Origin of the sequence: Microcoleus sp. N3A4 (assembly GCF_036701805.1) — a bacterium.
Classification (GTDB): Bacteria; Cyanobacteriota; Cyanobacteriia; order Cyanobacteriales; family Microcoleaceae; genus Microcoleus.
In genome coordinates, this window is the sequence record NZ_JAUBRJ010000003.1 from 165,718 (window position 1) to 180,457 (window position 14,740).

The following is a 14,740-nucleotide window of genomic DNA, read 5'->3' on the forward strand; positions in this document are numbered from 1 at the left end:
GTCATAATTATTGTCGTCTGCAATTAACACAACCTATGAAACGCCTGCTGACTTTCCTAATTTTGTTTGCGATCGGTGCAACCGTGGCTTTCGGCTGTAGCCCCACAGGTGGCAACCAGCAGCAAGTGCTCAGCATTTACAATTATGCAAGTTATATCGCCCCAGAAGCGATCGCCCAATTCGAGAAAGAAAACAATGTTAAAATTCAATACGACACTTTCGAGAACAGCGACGCACTCTATGCCAAACTCAAACAGGGAAACCCCGGTTACGACTTAATATTTCCCGCCGATTACATGGTGAAAATCATGATTGCAGAAAATATAATTGAGCCGCTGAATTTAAACAATATTCCCAATCAAAAAAACCTAGAACCTAAGTTTATAAATCAAGCTTTTGACCCGGGGAATAAATATTCCCTGCCCTACCAGTGGGGAACGATGGGAATTGGCTACAACGTGAAAACAACCAAGGGCGATATCAACAGTTGGGCGGCGATGTTCGACCCGAAATATACCGGAAAAGTGGCGTGGCAAGACGATGCCAGATACACATTTGCAGGAGTTTTAATGTATTTAGGATTTGACCCCAATACAACCAATCCCGAAGAGATTAACAAAGCCCGCGATTTGCTGATTAAAAGTAAAAATATCATTGCCGCTTTTGTCCCCGACACCGGTCAAAATCTGCTCGATCAAGGAGAAGTAAATCTGACGATGGAATGGAGCGGCGATGTTTTTCAGGTAATGAAAGAAAATCCCAATCTCCGCTACGCTATTCCCAAAGAAGGAACAATCATTTTTTCTGACAACATGGCAATTCCCAAAGGTGCGCCCCAGAAAGAATTAGCGGAGAAATTTATTAACTTTATTTTGCAGCCAGAGATAGGCGCTAAAATTTCTAATTTTACCCACTTCGGATCGCCCAACAAAGCAGCAATTGATAAAGGTTTAATCGACCCGAAAGATTTGAAGAATCCTCAAATTTACCCGCCGGCTGAGGTGTTTGGCAAAATGAAATTATTGCAGGATGTCGGGAAAGCAACTGCATTGTACGATCGAGCTTGGACGGAAGTTAAAGCAGGGGCCGGAAAGTAGATATAAAACAGGTTTCTGCCGGGGCTGGTTTACTTAAATTTTTAGCTTGTATTGGAGTTGCACCCTTCTCAAGAACAGGCAAGATGCCTGTTCCACAAGAAAATTAAGTTTTGTGGAACGGGCATCTTGCCCGTTCATAAAAGCCTTATTGAAAATGGTGAAATATCTCAGTTTAACCGGGTTCTCTCTCAGATTTTTATTACTCATAACTCATACATACTAACACAATGCACGCCGTAGAAGTCCTAGAAGTTTCCAAAGTATTTAAAAGTGTCCGCAGTCAAGATTTTTTAGCTGTAGACAACATCAACCTGCAAATTTACGATCGCGAATTCTTTTCTTTACTCGGCCCTTCCGGCTGCGGCAAAACTACAACTTTGCGAATGATTGCCGGTTTTGAAATTCCCACAGCGGGCGAAATTTACATTCACGGCCAACCGATGCAAAATCGCCCGCCGTTTCACCGCCCAGTAAATACGGTATTTCAAAACTATGCTTTATTTCCGCACATGACAGTAGCACAAAATGCCGCTTTTGGGTTGGAGATGGAGAATTTGCCTCAGCAAACAATTCGCGATCGCGTTGTTGAAGCCTTAGCATTAGTACAGTTAACCGATGTAGAAAAACGCTATCCCCGCCAACTCTCAGGGGGACAGCAGCAGCGAGTAGCGCTAGCAAGAGCATTAGTCAAACAGCCGTCTGTTTTGCTGTTGGATGAACCCCTAGGAGCGCTGGATTTAAAATTGCGTAAAGAGATGCAGTTAGAATTGAAAAAAATGCAGCGAAAATTGGGAATTACGTTTATTTATGTGACTCACGACCAAGAAGAAGCGCTAACAATGTCGGACAGAATTGCAGTGATGGATGGAGGAAAACTGCAACAAGTCGGGACGCCTGTTGATATTTATGAATATCCTAAAACGCGGTTTGTTGCTGATTTTATTGGGGACAGCAATTTTTTAACCGGGCGAGTAGTAGAAAAGCAACACGGTCAAATAATCGTGTTGGTTGACCAGCAGTTGCCCGTGTTAGTTGCGACAGCAGAAGATATGCCCGCTGGGAAAGTTGTCACCCTGGTGTTGAGGCCAGAAAAAGCTGCTATTTTCCCGGCTAATTATGATGTTGAAAATAGCTGGCCGGGAATAGTAGAAGAGGCTATTTATATTGGCACTGACACGCGCTATACGGTACGGTTGACTGCTAAAAGTTCGATCGCCCTTCGCCGACAAAACTTGCACAGAGATGACTTGCAGCGGCACAAAGTCGGCGACAGCGTTCGAGTTGCCGTGCCGCCGGAAAGTATCTGCATTTTATGAAACTTACATCTTGCACCATTGTCAAGAACAGGCAAGATGCCTGTGAAGCGAGAGATGAATTTTCTCGTGGAACAGGCATCTTGCCTGTTCCTAAACAAGAATGGTGCAACATCTCAGTTGAAACGTTCTGCTTAATTCAAACTCCCTTACTGCAATACTCCGGACAGTTTTTGAGACCGAGGCTGAAACCCTCATTCTACCGTTAGCATTTCACCTCACTGAGAAGGCTGAAACCCGCATTCTGCCGTTAGTGATTGAAAACTGTCCGGACTATTGTTACTGCGGTGATGGCGGAGGAGTTTCCGCTTCGGGCGAGGGAATTTCCGAAGGAGTCGAGTCTGGCGACGGCGAGGGACTCTCGGCCCCGGGCGAGGGAATCTCCGAAGGAGTCGAGTCTGGCGACGGCGAGGGACTCTCGGCCCCGGGCGAGGGAATCTCCGAAGGGCTTGGGGCGGGAGTTTCCGGCGGTGGCGGAAGTTGTGCGGGATCTGGCTGGGGGCTTTGGAGGCTTTGCACCCACAAACCTAAAGCGCCGCAGGCTAACATCAGCGCCAACAGCCCCAGCATGGGCAGCAAAAGCTTGAACTTGGGTTTTTGAATTGGTTCCGGGGCGAGGGGAGTTTCGGGGTACAACAACTGTTTGGACGATTCTGAAAGCTGAGATTCTGGAATTCTCCCGGACTTCTGGAGGGACCGCGGCAGGGACATCGGCAGCGACACCGAGGCTGACACCGGCGCTGATGCCGGCACTGATGCCGGCGCTGACGCCACCGCCGGATCGAACAGTACCAATCTCTCCGGCGACATCCGACAGTAAGTTGCCACCACAGAGGTGTTGTCGTAACCGTTTTTCTCGTTAGCGAGGCGAATCCAAGACTGAACCGAGGCTTCCAAAGACATTTTGCCTTCGAGCACATCTGGGCCGTAATTCTCCCAAGACTGTTCTACCCAGTCGTTGTCGCTCAAACCGTCGGAACACAGCAGCAGCAAGCCTTCCTCTTCGACAATAAATCGCTGAATCGTCGGGCGCAGGAAATCGCCGTCCCTTGTGCCCAAAGCTTGAGTCAAAGCTCCTGAATCCGATCGCAGTTGAGTTTCCCAGTATAAACTGTGTCCTAGCTGGACTTCCCTTGAGGCTACGTCGTCGTCCACAGTCAGCCGCTGACAGTAATTTTTGCCAATCCAATAAGCGCGGCTGTCTCCAACATTGACTAAATAAAGTTCGTGACTGTTATTCGAGGGCAAATCCTCGGAAATTTTCACTTTTTGAGGCAACTGGAGGGCCATCACCAAAGTCGTTCCCATCCGCTGCCGCAACTCTTTTCCCTGCTCGTTATTTTGAGCGGAAATCACATTATTCACAACTCTCACTATTTCTTCGAGTTGCTTAATTACCATTGCTGGCGTCATCAACTCTTCTTGTTCAGCAATTTCTGCGAGCAAATTTTGGATTAAAGCTTTCAGGGACTGCACGGCTAATTGACTGGCAACTTCTCCTCCTTCGTGGCCTCCAACCCCGTCGCAAACCATTGTCAAGTAAGGAATTAGTTTCTCTCCCCCCGAAGTTTTGCTAGATTGAAAATCAGCAGCAGTCGGATAGCAACTGTCTTCATTTTGGGAGCGCTGCGGCCCGGTATCAGTCAAGCCGACTACTTCTAAGTGCAGAGGCAATTTAGCGGCTTGTTCTAATAGTAAATCGTTTAGTTCCAGGGCGATCGCATCGAAATTCATGCTGCTGCGGCGCATAAACTGACAAATCTCTCCGAGTCTCGACTGCACCTCGGGCCCGGCCGATTCCACCAAACCCGACCATACATCTCCCAAATCGCGCAGCGTCGGTACAAAATTGCCGGGGTGCAGTTCCAGCAAGCGTATCCGCCAACCTTCCACCCGCAAATTTTCCGGTACCAGCAAACTCGAAGCGACTCCCTGTTCCGACAGCGGCATCCACAGTTGGAGCATTTGCCACAGCCAGTAAACTTGGCGCGCGGCGGTTGTCCCAGACCAAGCTTCTAAAATAGAAGGATACAGGCGACCGAAATTATTGATGGGCACATTTTCCAACAACAGCACCTCTGTGGCTTCCGGTGCTTCCCCCAGGGAACAAAAACCGTATACTTCAGGCGTATGCAGCCGTTGCGGATACAAATGCAGGTAAGGCATAATGGTATCCGGCAGTTGTTCTGGGACGCTTGGTGGCAGAGCGGGACGGCTGTCTAGCCAGATTTGGGGTGCAACGACAAAGTATCGATCGCCGATGACCTTACCCGTTGGCACTTCTTCCGCTGCTTGGCCCACCGCCCACAAATATCGATAAATTAAAGCGGTTTCGCAAGCTGCACAGTGCTGGCGGCCAAAGGTATTGCGTGGCTCGGCACAGCTAAGATTCGGGCAATAAATGGGTTCGGAGAAACTGCTGATCATATCGAAATAGTTTGTGTAAAAACATTCTGAAGATATATGATTCGCAAGCCCAAATTCATGAGCTTAAGAATAAACTGATTTTAGCCCCTATCAATTTCTTAACTGCCTTTGGGCCCCTAGAAATTGTAGTTTCTGCCAGTCTGCACCGGCTAAAATTGTAATCTAAGTTACTAAACTCTGACTTGGAGTACGATGGAAGCCTCAACCTGATACCGCGGCGCGAAAAATCGCTCTGAGGGCCCGCAAGTCGTAAACCCTTGCAGAGTCAGTTGTTTGCATTTCTTAAATCTTAAATTTCCAATCTAAGATCTAAATAGTATCACCTATTCTTTTTATGATCTGGACTCCCACGCTCCTTTGGCTGCTAGCTGGGTCTTTGCTCTGTTTGGCAGAGCTATTTCTCCCGACTGCTTTTGTCGCTTTTATGATGGGACTGAGCGCCTTTGCCGTAGCTGGATGCTCTCTAGTTCTACCTTACGTTAATTTACAAATATTTCTGTGGATGGTATTTTCGACAGTTTTTGTGCTGCTGTCCCGGCGGTTGATACCAAAAGGCAAGGCAAGGGCGATCGCAGATTCTCAGGAAGCAAAAACTTTAACAGAAATTCCCCCCGGAGAAGCCGGCCGAGTCATTTATGAGGGGAATTCTTGGCAAGCTCGCTGCGAAGACACGAAGGCCACTATCCCCCCCAACCAAAACGTAATTGTCGTGGGACGGAAAGGCACTACTCTGATAGTTTTGCCAGAAAATCTCTTGCATTTTTAAACAAAATGCGTAATTAATCAGAGACAATTAGTAGTTAGTCAGTAGTCATTAGTCATTAGTCAGTAGTCAGTAGTCATTAGTCATTAGTCATTAGTCATTAGTCCACAAACAGTCAACTGTTAACAGTCAACAGTTAACAGTCAACAGTTAACAGTCAACACTCAACACTCAACATTTAACATTTATAGGAGGCGACAGTGGAACAGTTTTTTTTACTCGTATTTTTAGCACTAGGCGGGTCAGCCCTCGCAGGTTCCGTCAAGATTATCAATCAGGGAAATGAAGCGCTGGTGGAAACTTTAGGTAAATACAGTGGCAGGAGACTCGAACCCGGTTTGAATTTTGTCAAGCCGTTTCTCGATCGCGTCGTTTACGAGCAAACCATTCGGGAAAAAGTCTTAGATATTCCCCCGCAAGCTTGTATTACCCGCGATAACGTTTCTATCACAGTTGATGCTGTGGTTTACTGGCGGATTGTAGACTTGGAAAAAGCTTGTTACAAAGTAGAAAATCTCCAGTCAGCAATGGTAAATATGGTGCTGACTCAAATTCGCGCCGAAATGGGTCAACTCGACCTCGAACAAACCTTTACTGCTCGTTCTCAAATTAATGAAATCTTGCTCAGAGATTTAGATCTTGTTACCGATCCTTGGGGAGTGAAAGTGACGCGGGTAGAACTGCGCGATATTGTCCCTTCTAAAACTGTACAGGAATCGATGGAATTGCAGATGGCAGCCGATCGGCGAAAGCGGGCGGCAATTCTGACATCCGAGGGCGAACGCGAGTCAGCAGTTAACAGCGCCAAAGGTAAAGCTGAAGCGCAAGTTCTGGATGCGGAAGCGCGCCAAAAAGCGACTATTTTGGAGGCGGAAGCTCAACAAAAGGCGATCGTCCTGAAAGCTCAAGCAGAACGCCAAAGTCAGGTTTTGAAAGCTCAAGCTACTTCTGAGGCTTTGCAAATTATCGGCAAAACTCTGCAAAACGACCCCAATGCCCGGGAAGCTTTACAATTTTTGTTAGCTCAAAACTATCTGGATATGGGCTTGAAAATTGGCAGCAGCGACAGCAGCAAGGTGATGTTTATGGACCCGCGCAGCATTCCCGCTGCGCTGGAAGGAATGCGATCGATTGTTGGGGAAAGTAATAAGGCTGATTAGCCAGTTAACAGTTGACTGTTAGCAGTTGACTGTTAACTGTTAACTGTTGACTGTTGACTGTTGGTTATTTGTTATTTGTGAGTGCCAATGCCCAATGCCCAATGCCCAATGCCCAATGCCCAATGCCCAATTACCTATTACCAAATTTAAGATTCTTGAGCCAAAGTACACCGATCGCACAATCCGAAAAACTCCAAAGTGTGATAATAAATTTTGAAAGAATGAGATTGTTGCAGTTGGCTTTCTAAGTGGTGAACCGGGCATTCGTCGATCGTAATGGAGGCACCGCATTCCAGACAAGTTAGGTGGTGTTGATCTTGGTGGGCGGCACCGTAGAGAGACTCGCCACTAGCGAGGGTTCTGACGTGAACGAACCCCTCTCGCTTTAAACCGTCGAGGGAGCGGTAAACGGTTGCTAAGCCCATGCTTTGGTCGCTGTTACGCAGTTCTAAGTAGATATCTTGCGCTGAGAGCGATCGATTCAGGACTTTGAGCAAGTTTAAAATACGCTCCTGACTGCGGGTGTGGTTGGTTCTCATAATTTTTTTCTCGAATCTGCTGGAATCAAATCTGTCCCTATTTCTAGGCTATCTTACTTGGGGGAGTTAAATGGCGATCGGCGTGCAGCTCGGTTGTAGAATACAATGGGGCTAACTTTCACATCACCTACCGCAACATTCCCGTGACTCAGAAATATCTTGCCCAAATCTATGTTACCCTCCGCCCTTCGGTTTTAGACCCCGCCGGCACTGCCGTACAGTCTGGTTTGCAACACATGGGATACGACAATGTTGAGCGCGTGCGTATCGGGAAATACGTTGAATTGACGCTGACTGCTGCTGGTGAGTCGGAGGCCCGCGAACAACTCGATCGCGTTTGCGACCAACTTTTGGCGAATCCAGTTATTGAAAATTATCGCTTTGATTTGACTGAAATTCCTGTTGCTGTGGAGACAGCGGCCGCATAAATGCGATCGCCCCTAGGGTGTTTAAAAACCCGGAGATCCCCCCTAACCCCCCTTAATAAGGGGGGGACAAGAGGGTTCTCAAAGTCTTTGTTAAAAAGCGGGGACAAGAGCATTCAAAGTCTCTGTTAAAAACACGAAAACTCGGAGCACTCAAAGTCCCCCTTAAGAAGGGGGATTTAGGGGGATCTAGACTTTGATACAAGCGAGAGAAACATAAGATTTCAGTCTTAAGTTGACACCTCTTCCTTCTTCCTTCTTCCTTCTTCCTTCTTCCCTCTTCCTTCTTCCTTCTTCCCTCTTCCTTCTTCCTTCAGCTTATGAAATTTGGAGTTATTGTTTTTCCTGGTTCAAATTGCGATCGCGATGTGGTGTGGGTGACTCAAGGTTTACTGCACCAACCGACGCGGATGATTTGGCACGAAGATACCGATATTTCGGATATCGATATCATTGTAATTCCCGGCGGTTTCAGTTACGGAGATTATTTGCGGTGCGGCGCGATCGCCCGTTTTTCTCCGGCGATGCGGGCTACTGCGGAACACGCGAAACAAGGAAAGCTTGTATTGGGCATCTGCAACGGTTTTCAGGTGTTGACTGAAGCTGGTTTATTGCCCGGTGCTCTGGTACGGAATGCGGGATTGAACTTTATTTGCGATCGCGCTTCTTTGAAAGTTGTACGGGGTAATACTCGTTGGACTGCGGCTTATACTACGGGTGAAATCATCGATTTGCCGATCGCCCACGGCGAAGGAAACTATTATGCTGATGCGGATACATTAGCAGAGTTAGAAGATCGCAATCAAGTGCTGTTTCGCTACTGCACAGAGGCGGGCAAAATTAGCGATGCTGGCAATCCGAACGGTTCGTTAAATAATATTGCCGGTATTTGCAATCGGGCGGGCAATGTGTTAGGAATGATGCCGCATCCTGAGAGGGCTTCCGATCCGATGTTGGGCGAAACTGATGGGGTGAAATTGTTTCAAGGGTTGCTGATGGCAACTGTTGCTGCTGTTTTGTAGTTGATATTTGGGGTGTCTATAATTTTATGAACAGGCAAGATGCCTGTTCCACAACAGATTAAATTTATTGTGGGGCGGGCCGAAAAGCCCGCTCTTTGCAACAGGCAAGATGCCTGTTTTACAACAGATTAAATTCATCTACAAATAGACATCTCCAATAATTACTGTGGAACAGGCAGGATGCCTGTTCTTGACAAGCTTTAACTGGTTCCCAGGTTCCAGCCTGGGAACCTATATCCAGAGGCTCTGCCTCGCTTTAAAGCGACGCACCCTACAAAATTAAAAATGCTAAAATGATTTGAAAGTCAATACATCGGAAAACAGTCCTATGCCTTCACCCTTTCCTGGAATGGACCCCTACTTAGAACACCCCGATTTCTGGCAGGAAACTCATCATTGGTTAATTTCTGCGATCGCGGCATCCTTAGTCCCTCAAATTCGCCCTAAATATGAGGTTGCAATCGACAAACGCATCTATGAAATTACCGATCCAAATGACAGTAACAGCGACTCCCTTTTAGTAGGTATCCCCGATGTCGCGATTAAGCGTCAATCTAATAACCCGAATATTCCTACAGGTTCAGTTGCCACTTTAAATATAACACTTCCGACTACCGTTAAAGTGCCTGCTCCTGAAAAAATTAAACAGACTTACCTGGAAGTGCGAGAAATGGCAACGAAACAAGTTGTCACCGCAATTGAAATTCTTTCTCCTGTCAACAAACGTAGTGGAGAAGGAAGAATTACTTATCTCAAAAAACGCCAGAGTATTTTAGGTAGTTTAACTAATTTAGTGGAAATCGATTTACTACGAAAATGGGAATCTATGCCCATTATTAATAATTCTATTCAAAGCGATTATCGGGTTTTGGTCAGTCCCAGTAATCGCCGTCCGTTTGCCGAACTTTATGCTTTTAATCTCCGCGATTCTCTACCTATATTTCCGCTTCCCTTGCGCGAGGAAGATGTAGAACCTATTGTTAATTTACCAGAAATATTTGCAGGTGTTTACGATCGCGCTGGCTATGATTATCGGATCGATTACAATCGAGAACCCGTACCGTCTCTATCGGAAGAAGATCGGGTTTGGGCAACCCAACTTTTGCCAGAAAAAGAACTTCGAGAGCATTAATTATATTTTACTTTATATCCTAGGGTTAGTCGCGATCGACAATCTCTAAATCAACTAGAAAATCTTCCAGCGACGCACCCTACAAATATCTCGCATCTTAGCTATGATAATTCACGCAATATTGTTTCTATCGTCACATCTGGCAGACCAAGCAACTGAGCGATTTGGCATGGTTCGATACCTTGACTGTGCAACTTACAAACGACATCAGCAACATCAATTTCGAGCCGTTCAATCTGAGTTTTGAATCTGGATTCAGTGGCGTATTTGTTGTCAGATTTGCTAGGCCCAGAAAGACAGGGGTTTAGGTTGAGGGTGTGGACGTATTCGACGTATTGAATATAATCTCTACCGAAGTTTGAAGTATTGCTAATATTTCTGCGATCGATCGCAGCTTTGAGATTGCCTTTTTGCATCTCTTCATCCATCACTGCGGAGAGACTTTTGAGCAACTTGTAGCCAACTTCTCGGACATATTTGGTAGTGTAGCGGGTGTCACGGGCGATCGCTTCGTAGGTTTTACCATCATACATTCCCTGAAACAGTAGCCGTTGCAGCGTGTTGAGATGTTTACCCGTTTTCTCGAAGATCAGACCATCAACTAATTTTAGCAGTTCGTTTTCGTCAGGGACGGCTTGCAACGGGCGATCGTCGTTGGGCTGCATGGGCTGAGTAAGGGCAAAATAAAATTGTGTTAAAGTTCGGGCTTTTTAAGTCTTTTTCGGGCTTTTTTGGTCAAGACATAAGTGAGACAGATGAGGTACATTCTGAATCAGTTTATTTGTACCAACACGAAGTGAGCGACACAATGCCTGACAATTTAGCTCTGCTGGACAAAAGCGATGAAATACTGAACAGTGATAGCGGGGAGAGTCAAGAGGATTGCGGGTGTCCTTTCAAAAAAGCCGGGACTCAAGAGGCGGTATCGAATGCTCAGAATGTTCAGGGTATCCTCAACCTTGGGGGCAACGATACGCTAGAAGGCTCTGTCACGCAAGACTTTTTGAATGGTAACACAGGAAACGACTTTATCTCCGGTTCTGCTGGGGATATCGGGCGATCGACTTCTCAAGTCAGCAGTGGCTCACTTTCGAGCGATGGTAGTGCTTACATTTTAACTGAGGGAAGCGACACATTCACGATCCCGATCGGTTTGCTGGATACTCTCATCGGCGGTTTGCGGGGTTTAGGCGGTGCGGATTCGATTACTGGCTCAGAATCAGGGGATATCGTCTACGGCGACGAAGGAAATGACCGAATTGAGGGCCGAGGTGGTGCTGATTTGCTCTACGGCGGCTTGGGAAACGATTTTCTGAGTGGCGGTGCGGGCCAAAATGGTCTGCTTGGCGGTGAGGGTGCAGACACCTTGCAGGGTGGTGAAACTGCTGATGGTGTCAACGGAAACGCAGGTAAGGACGTAATCTTCGGCGCAGGCGGAGACGACTTTTTGCGGGGTGGTCGCGGTAACGATATTGTGAATGGGGAAGATGGCGATGACTTCCTGGTTGGCGATTTGGGCAATGACACTCTGACTGGTGGTGCGGGTCAAGATATATTTTTTCTGCGCTCTGAGGCGGCTTTAGGCTCTCCTACGTTTGACTTAATCACCGACTTTCAAAGAACAATTGATTTTATCGGACTCAGCACAAATCTTAAGGAATCCGATATTGTTTTGGAGTCTAAAGTGCAGCCTGCTGGTGGTTCTGCTGTGGATATTAAAGTGGCTGCAACAGGGTCATTGTTAGGTACTGTTTTGGGAGTGACACCGGACGATTTAAAAGGTCGTTTCAGACCTTATGATGTCGAACCAGATCGTGCTGAAGATAAAGTTACAATTGATTTACCGGAAGTGCAACAGCTATCTGATAACAAATTTCAGATGGAGTTTCCGGCGAGTGATCGTAGCAAATATACAGTAGTTTTTCAAGATGATGCTGACGGACGTTTCGTAGAATCAGTTGTATTTGTACCCAATCGTACAACGGGTGTTCGTGGTAGTACAACACGCTTGAATCGAGATGGTACAAGCGCGGATATTACTCTTGAAGGCTCTAATGAAACTGTACGAGTTGAGTCTCGCCAGAACGCTGAAAATGGCAATCAGGATGAAGGTGTAATATCGCGGATCAAAGATGGTCAGATTTTTGATTCTGTAACTATTCCTCTGCCAATTGAGCCGACAGTACCTACTAATCCTGAGCCACCAGTTACTCCTCCGACCGTTGGTCAACCAGATTTTGCGACAAATTGTCAGCCGCTTAAAGACTTCTGTGAAGGAATTGGCAAAGTGGCTAAAGTGGTGGATTTTGTTGCTAACGTTGCATTAGTTACTGGTATATTGTTTGCTGCTCCTAGTGGGGGACTTAGCGCATCACTTGACGTTATTGGACTAGGATTGAAGGGAGTATCAACGGCGTTGACAGTCATTGACTACAGTTGCAAACTTCTTACAGGTAGCGATAAAGACCTGGGTGATGCGGTAATTGACCAATTGAAGGGAATAGGAATTGAGAAAGCTCTCAAATCAGCAGGACTTGCAGAAGACTTAGAAAATGCTGTAGGAGGTACTTTAGATTTATCTTCATCTACTAAGGAGCTCATTGATTCATTTGGGGAAGAGGAGCCGACAGAACCTTCTAAAACAAACTTTTTGCCTCAGATCCGAAAGTTTCTTGCTAAAAAGTATAATTTTCCATTAGACTTTTGCGACAAACCTGCAACTACGCCTGAACCAGCACCAACTTGTTTGCCAGGAGGAGGTTCATCCATTAAAGTAGAACTCATCCCTGACCGCATCCCCTATGGACAAACGGCACAATACACACTGACATACTGCGATTCAAAAAACGAAATAGACAATTTTCTCGTAGAACTTGATACAGCAAATGGAACACAAACCAAAATCATTCCCGTTTCCTCTTTCAGTGGCACGATAAGTTTTGGGATACGAAACAAGCCAAACGCTTTTGGGGACTGTATTACATCAGGTCAATCCGTGAGGGTTTCAGGTAGAAGTGGCAATCGTGAGTCACTTGAAATTGCAAATTTCACAAATTTTGGTCTTGATGGTGGATTACGTGATGGGCCCATTGCCAGTTACTGTGATGTAGAGTTGGTTTAAGGGCGATCGGATTTTTGGGTCGATTCGGGCGATCTAATTTGAAATCCTCGGCGGTTGGAATCCCGGCGGTTGGAAACCGCGTCTACACAAACGATGTCCGCCTACGCGGACTAAGAAATAACCCAATCTTCAACCCGCGAAGGCGGGTTTTGTTTTTGTAGCCGCGGTTTCAACCGCCGGGGTTTTTTGGGTTTCAACCGCCGGGTTTTTGGGTGGATGGGCGATCGGATTTTTGGTTGATGGGCGATCGGGTTTTTTGTGGATGTGCGATCTAATTTGAAATCCTCGGCGGTTGGAAACCGCGTCTACACAAACGATGTCCGCCTACGCGGACTAAGAAATAACGCAATCTTCAACCCGCGAAGGCGGGTTTTGTTTTTGTAGCCGCGGTTTCAACCGCCGGGGTTTTTTGGGTTTCAACCGGCGGGTTTTTGGGTGGATGGGCGAGCGGGTTTTTGGTGGATGGGCGATCGGGCTATAATACAGAAAACTTGACAACAAATATAACTGTCATGAGAGAGTTAATCCAACAAGAATTAGAAAAGTTAGATCGAGAACAACTCCAACAAGTATTTGAATTTATAGCCTTCCTGAAATTCCGTGCCAGATTAGTGACTATTCCTGCGATCGATGAAACTAACTTAGCTGCACTCTACAGCGAATTTGCCGAAGAAGACCGACAACTTGCGGAACTCGGAATCAGCGAATATTCAGAACTCCTCAAACATGAGGATTTGGCATGACAATCAGACGAGGTGAAATCTGGATTGCCAACCTCGATCCCACACAAGGTTCCGAACAAGCAGGCGTGCGTCCCACAATTATTTTTCAAAACGATACAATTTCGAGATACACAACTATCGATTTTTATTGTTCATAGATAGTATTCGGATCGATCGGCACAATTCCTTCGCTGGCGTAGCGAGTAAAATCCTTAACATTTAGCGTCAAAATATGTGCTGCACCGTTTGCTTTCATCACAGCCACAAGACGGGCATCATGTACTTGAACTCCCGAAACTCTGTAGGTAACAACTAACCTACGCCACTCCGAGTATGTTAAATGCGTGTCGGGAAACAACGGAAAAAGACGCTCAATCCGCTGTAACAGGCGATCGGCATCAGCAGGAGTCAATCCAAAGCCATTTTTATCGATCGGGCGAGTAACAACATTCCAAAATTCAACGCAGTTTTGTGATGATACTTGCAGTTTATATCCATCCTGTCGCAATTTTTTTACGGCAGTTCGGATTACAGGATATAAAGGATGAGAGCGATCGGCAAACCTGAGCAAAATATTTGTATCCACAAGACATAACATTACTATGGATGATCCTCATAGATACCAGCACGACTGACCGCAAAATCCGATAGCGTAGGGACATTTACTCCCCTGTTTTTAATGAACTCATCAGCCAATTCATCTAAAAGTATTTCAAACTCGCGATCGCCCATTTCTGCGTCAGAATCGCTTGCCTTTGATGACAAGCCAGACCCTGACTGCCAATTTAGAAAATCAACAAAATTAAGAACAACTTCTAGCTGCGGTTTACCTAAATAACGCAGCTTATTTACAATGCTTTCAATTACAGCTTCCATATATTTATAGTTGAGCTTTAATTGTGATTAATTTCAGGAAATTATAGCAAAAATATCAAATTTTGTCAAATTTACCCAACTGCCAGAGAAGGGGAAGGGATCTCGGCTTTTTGGGAAAGGGGATCTCGACTTTTTGGGAAACG

Annotated in this window: 15 protein-coding genes; 10 read left to right on the plus strand and 5 right to left on the minus strand. The window is 46.1% G+C overall.

Features of this window, described 5'->3' with window-relative positions:
• Nucleotides 1-35 precede the first annotated feature (35 nt).
• Nucleotides 36-1,097 (plus strand): spermidine/putrescine ABC transporter substrate-binding protein, encoded by a 1,062-nt coding sequence (locus QUA56_RS03110; protein ID WP_333353075.1) that lies wholly within the window; start codon nucleotides 36-38, stop codon nucleotides 1,095-1,097.
• A gap of 227 nt (nucleotides 1,098-1,324) precedes the next feature.
• Nucleotides 1,325-2,413, plus strand: a complete 1,089-nt coding sequence (locus tag QUA56_RS03115) for an ABC transporter ATP-binding protein (RefSeq protein WP_333353079.1) — start codon at nucleotides 1,325-1,327, stop codon at nucleotides 2,411-2,413.
• Between the two features lie 276 nt (nucleotides 2,414-2,689).
• On the opposite strand, the gene QUA56_RS03120 is transcribed toward QUA56_RS03115, so the two are convergent.
• Nucleotides 2,690-4,837, minus strand: a complete 2,148-nt coding sequence (locus QUA56_RS03120; protein WP_333353082.1) for a protein phosphatase 2C domain-containing protein — start codon at nucleotides 4,835-4,837, stop codon at nucleotides 2,690-2,692.
• 334 nt (nucleotides 4,838-5,171) lie between these two features.
• Here QUA56_RS03120 and QUA56_RS03125 point away from each other — a divergent pair, with 334 nt between their 5' ends.
• Together QUA56_RS03125 and QUA56_RS03130 are read left to right on the plus strand one after the other, a co-directional pair.
• On the plus strand, nucleotides 5,172-5,603 hold the full coding sequence (locus QUA56_RS03125) for an NfeD family protein (protein WP_333353085.1): 432 nt from the start codon (nucleotides 5,172-5,174) through the stop codon (nucleotides 5,601-5,603).
• A gap of 197 nt (nucleotides 5,604-5,800) precedes the next feature.
• Nucleotides 5,801-6,760 carry an SPFH domain-containing protein gene (locus QUA56_RS03130; RefSeq protein ID WP_333353088.1) on the plus strand — a complete coding sequence of 320 codons (960 nt, stop codon included), beginning with the start codon at nucleotides 5,801-5,803 and terminating at the stop codon, nucleotides 6,758-6,760.
• A gap of 146 nt (nucleotides 6,761-6,906) precedes the next feature.
• Here the strand turns inward: QUA56_RS03130 and QUA56_RS03135 are convergent, their stop codons facing one another.
• On the minus strand, nucleotides 6,907-7,299 hold the full coding sequence (locus QUA56_RS03135; protein ID WP_172184862.1) for a Fur family transcriptional regulator: 393 nt from the start codon (nucleotides 7,297-7,299) through the stop codon (nucleotides 6,907-6,909).
• A gap of 143 nt (nucleotides 7,300-7,442) precedes the next feature.
• Between QUA56_RS03135 and purS the strand changes: the two genes are divergently transcribed.
• The 3 genes from purS to QUA56_RS03150 all read left to right on the plus strand — a co-directional run bounded on the left by purS (nucleotide 7,443) and on the right by QUA56_RS03150 (nucleotide 9,878).
• Nucleotides 7,443-7,727 carry a phosphoribosylformylglycinamidine synthase subunit PurS gene (gene purS / locus QUA56_RS03140; RefSeq protein WP_333042010.1) on the plus strand — a complete coding sequence of 95 codons (285 nt, stop codon included), beginning with the start codon at nucleotides 7,443-7,445 and terminating at the stop codon, nucleotides 7,725-7,727.
• A gap of 317 nt (nucleotides 7,728-8,044) precedes the next feature.
• Nucleotides 8,045-8,746: a phosphoribosylformylglycinamidine synthase subunit PurQ gene (purQ, locus tag QUA56_RS03145; RefSeq protein WP_333353091.1), complete on the plus strand. Its 702-nt coding sequence runs from the start codon at nucleotides 8,045-8,047 to the stop codon at nucleotides 8,744-8,746.
• Between the two features lie 328 nt (nucleotides 8,747-9,074).
• Nucleotides 9,075-9,878 (plus strand): DUF4058 family protein, encoded by an 804-nt coding sequence (locus QUA56_RS03150; protein WP_333353094.1) that lies wholly within the window; start codon nucleotides 9,075-9,077, stop codon nucleotides 9,876-9,878.
• Between the two features lie 101 nt (nucleotides 9,879-9,979).
• Here QUA56_RS03150 and QUA56_RS03155 read toward each other — a convergent pair whose 3' ends face one another.
• A complete protein-coding gene (locus QUA56_RS03155; protein ID WP_333353096.1) occupies nucleotides 9,980-10,543 on the minus strand; it encodes a hypothetical protein in 564 nt (187 codons plus the stop codon).
• A gap of 143 nt (nucleotides 10,544-10,686) precedes the next feature.
• Between QUA56_RS03155 and QUA56_RS03160 the strand changes: the two genes are divergently transcribed.
• From QUA56_RS03160 to QUA56_RS03170, 3 genes are all read left to right on the plus strand, one after another.
• Nucleotides 10,687-12,999, plus strand: a complete 2,313-nt coding sequence (locus QUA56_RS03160) for a calcium-binding protein (RefSeq protein ID WP_333353099.1) — start codon at nucleotides 10,687-10,689, stop codon at nucleotides 12,997-12,999.
• A gap of 512 nt (nucleotides 13,000-13,511) precedes the next feature.
• A complete protein-coding gene (locus QUA56_RS03165; protein ID WP_333353102.1) occupies nucleotides 13,512-13,742 on the plus strand; it encodes a hypothetical protein in 231 nt (76 codons plus the stop codon).
• Nucleotides 13,739-13,879, plus strand: coding sequence for a type II toxin-antitoxin system PemK/MazF family toxin (locus tag QUA56_RS03170; RefSeq protein ID WP_333353105.1), 141 nt, complete (start codon nucleotides 13,739-13,741; stop codon nucleotides 13,877-13,879). Before QUA56_RS03165 ends, QUA56_RS03170 begins: the two co-directional genes overlap by 4 nt.
• Here the strand turns inward: QUA56_RS03170 and QUA56_RS03175 are convergent.
• Complete coding sequence (locus QUA56_RS03175) at nucleotides 13,867-14,307, minus strand: type II toxin-antitoxin system VapC family toxin (protein WP_333353108.1); 441 nt, start codon at nucleotides 14,305-14,307, stop codon at nucleotides 13,867-13,869. The two genes, QUA56_RS03170 and QUA56_RS03175, sit on opposite strands and share 13 nt — an antisense overlap.
• Nucleotides 14,308-14,321: 14 nt before the next feature.
• Complete coding sequence (locus tag QUA56_RS03180; protein ID WP_333353111.1) at nucleotides 14,322-14,597, minus strand: hypothetical protein; 276 nt, start codon at nucleotides 14,595-14,597, stop codon at nucleotides 14,322-14,324.
• Nucleotides 14,598-14,740 lie beyond the last annotated feature (143 nt).

What these genes read in the sequence shown, in the direction of transcription:
- purQ (WP_333353091.1), top strand. Translation starts at nt 8,045, where the DNA reads ATGAAATTTGGAGTTATTGTTTTTCCTGGTTCAAATTGCGATCGCGAT.
- QUA56_RS03170 (WP_333353105.1), top strand. Translation starts at nt 13,739, where the DNA reads ATGACAATCAGACGAGGTGAAATCTGGATTGCCAACCTCGATCCCACA.
- QUA56_RS03115 (WP_333353079.1), top strand. Translation starts at nt 1,325, where the DNA reads ATGCACGCCGTAGAAGTCCTAGAAGTTTCCAAAGTATTTAAAAGTGTC.
- QUA56_RS03165 (WP_333353102.1), top strand. Translation starts at nt 13,512, where the DNA reads ATGAGAGAGTTAATCCAACAAGAATTAGAAAAGTTAGATCGAGAACAA.
- QUA56_RS03120 (WP_333353082.1), bottom strand. Translation starts at nt 4,837, where the DNA reads ATGATCAGCAGTTTCTCCGAACCCATTTATTGCCCGAATCTTAGCTGT.
- QUA56_RS03125 (WP_333353085.1), top strand. Translation starts at nt 5,172, where the DNA reads ATGATCTGGACTCCCACGCTCCTTTGGCTGCTAGCTGGGTCTTTGCTC.
- QUA56_RS03160 (WP_333353099.1), top strand. Translation starts at nt 10,687, where the DNA reads ATGCCTGACAATTTAGCTCTGCTGGACAAAAGCGATGAAATACTGAAC.
- QUA56_RS03155 (WP_333353096.1), bottom strand. Translation starts at nt 10,543, where the DNA reads ATGCAGCCCAACGACGATCGCCCGTTGCAAGCCGTCCCTGACGAAAAC.
- QUA56_RS03180 (WP_333353111.1), bottom strand. Translation starts at nt 14,597, where the DNA reads ATGGAAGCTGTAATTGAAAGCATTGTAAATAAGCTGCGTTATTTAGGT.
- QUA56_RS03135 (WP_172184862.1), bottom strand. Translation starts at nt 7,299, where the DNA reads ATGAGAACCAACCACACCCGCAGTCAGGAGCGTATTTTAAACTTGCTC.
- QUA56_RS03110 (WP_333353075.1), top strand. Translation starts at nt 36, where the DNA reads ATGAAACGCCTGCTGACTTTCCTAATTTTGTTTGCGATCGGTGCAACC.
- QUA56_RS03150 (WP_333353094.1), top strand. Translation starts at nt 9,075, where the DNA reads ATGCCTTCACCCTTTCCTGGAATGGACCCCTACTTAGAACACCCCGAT.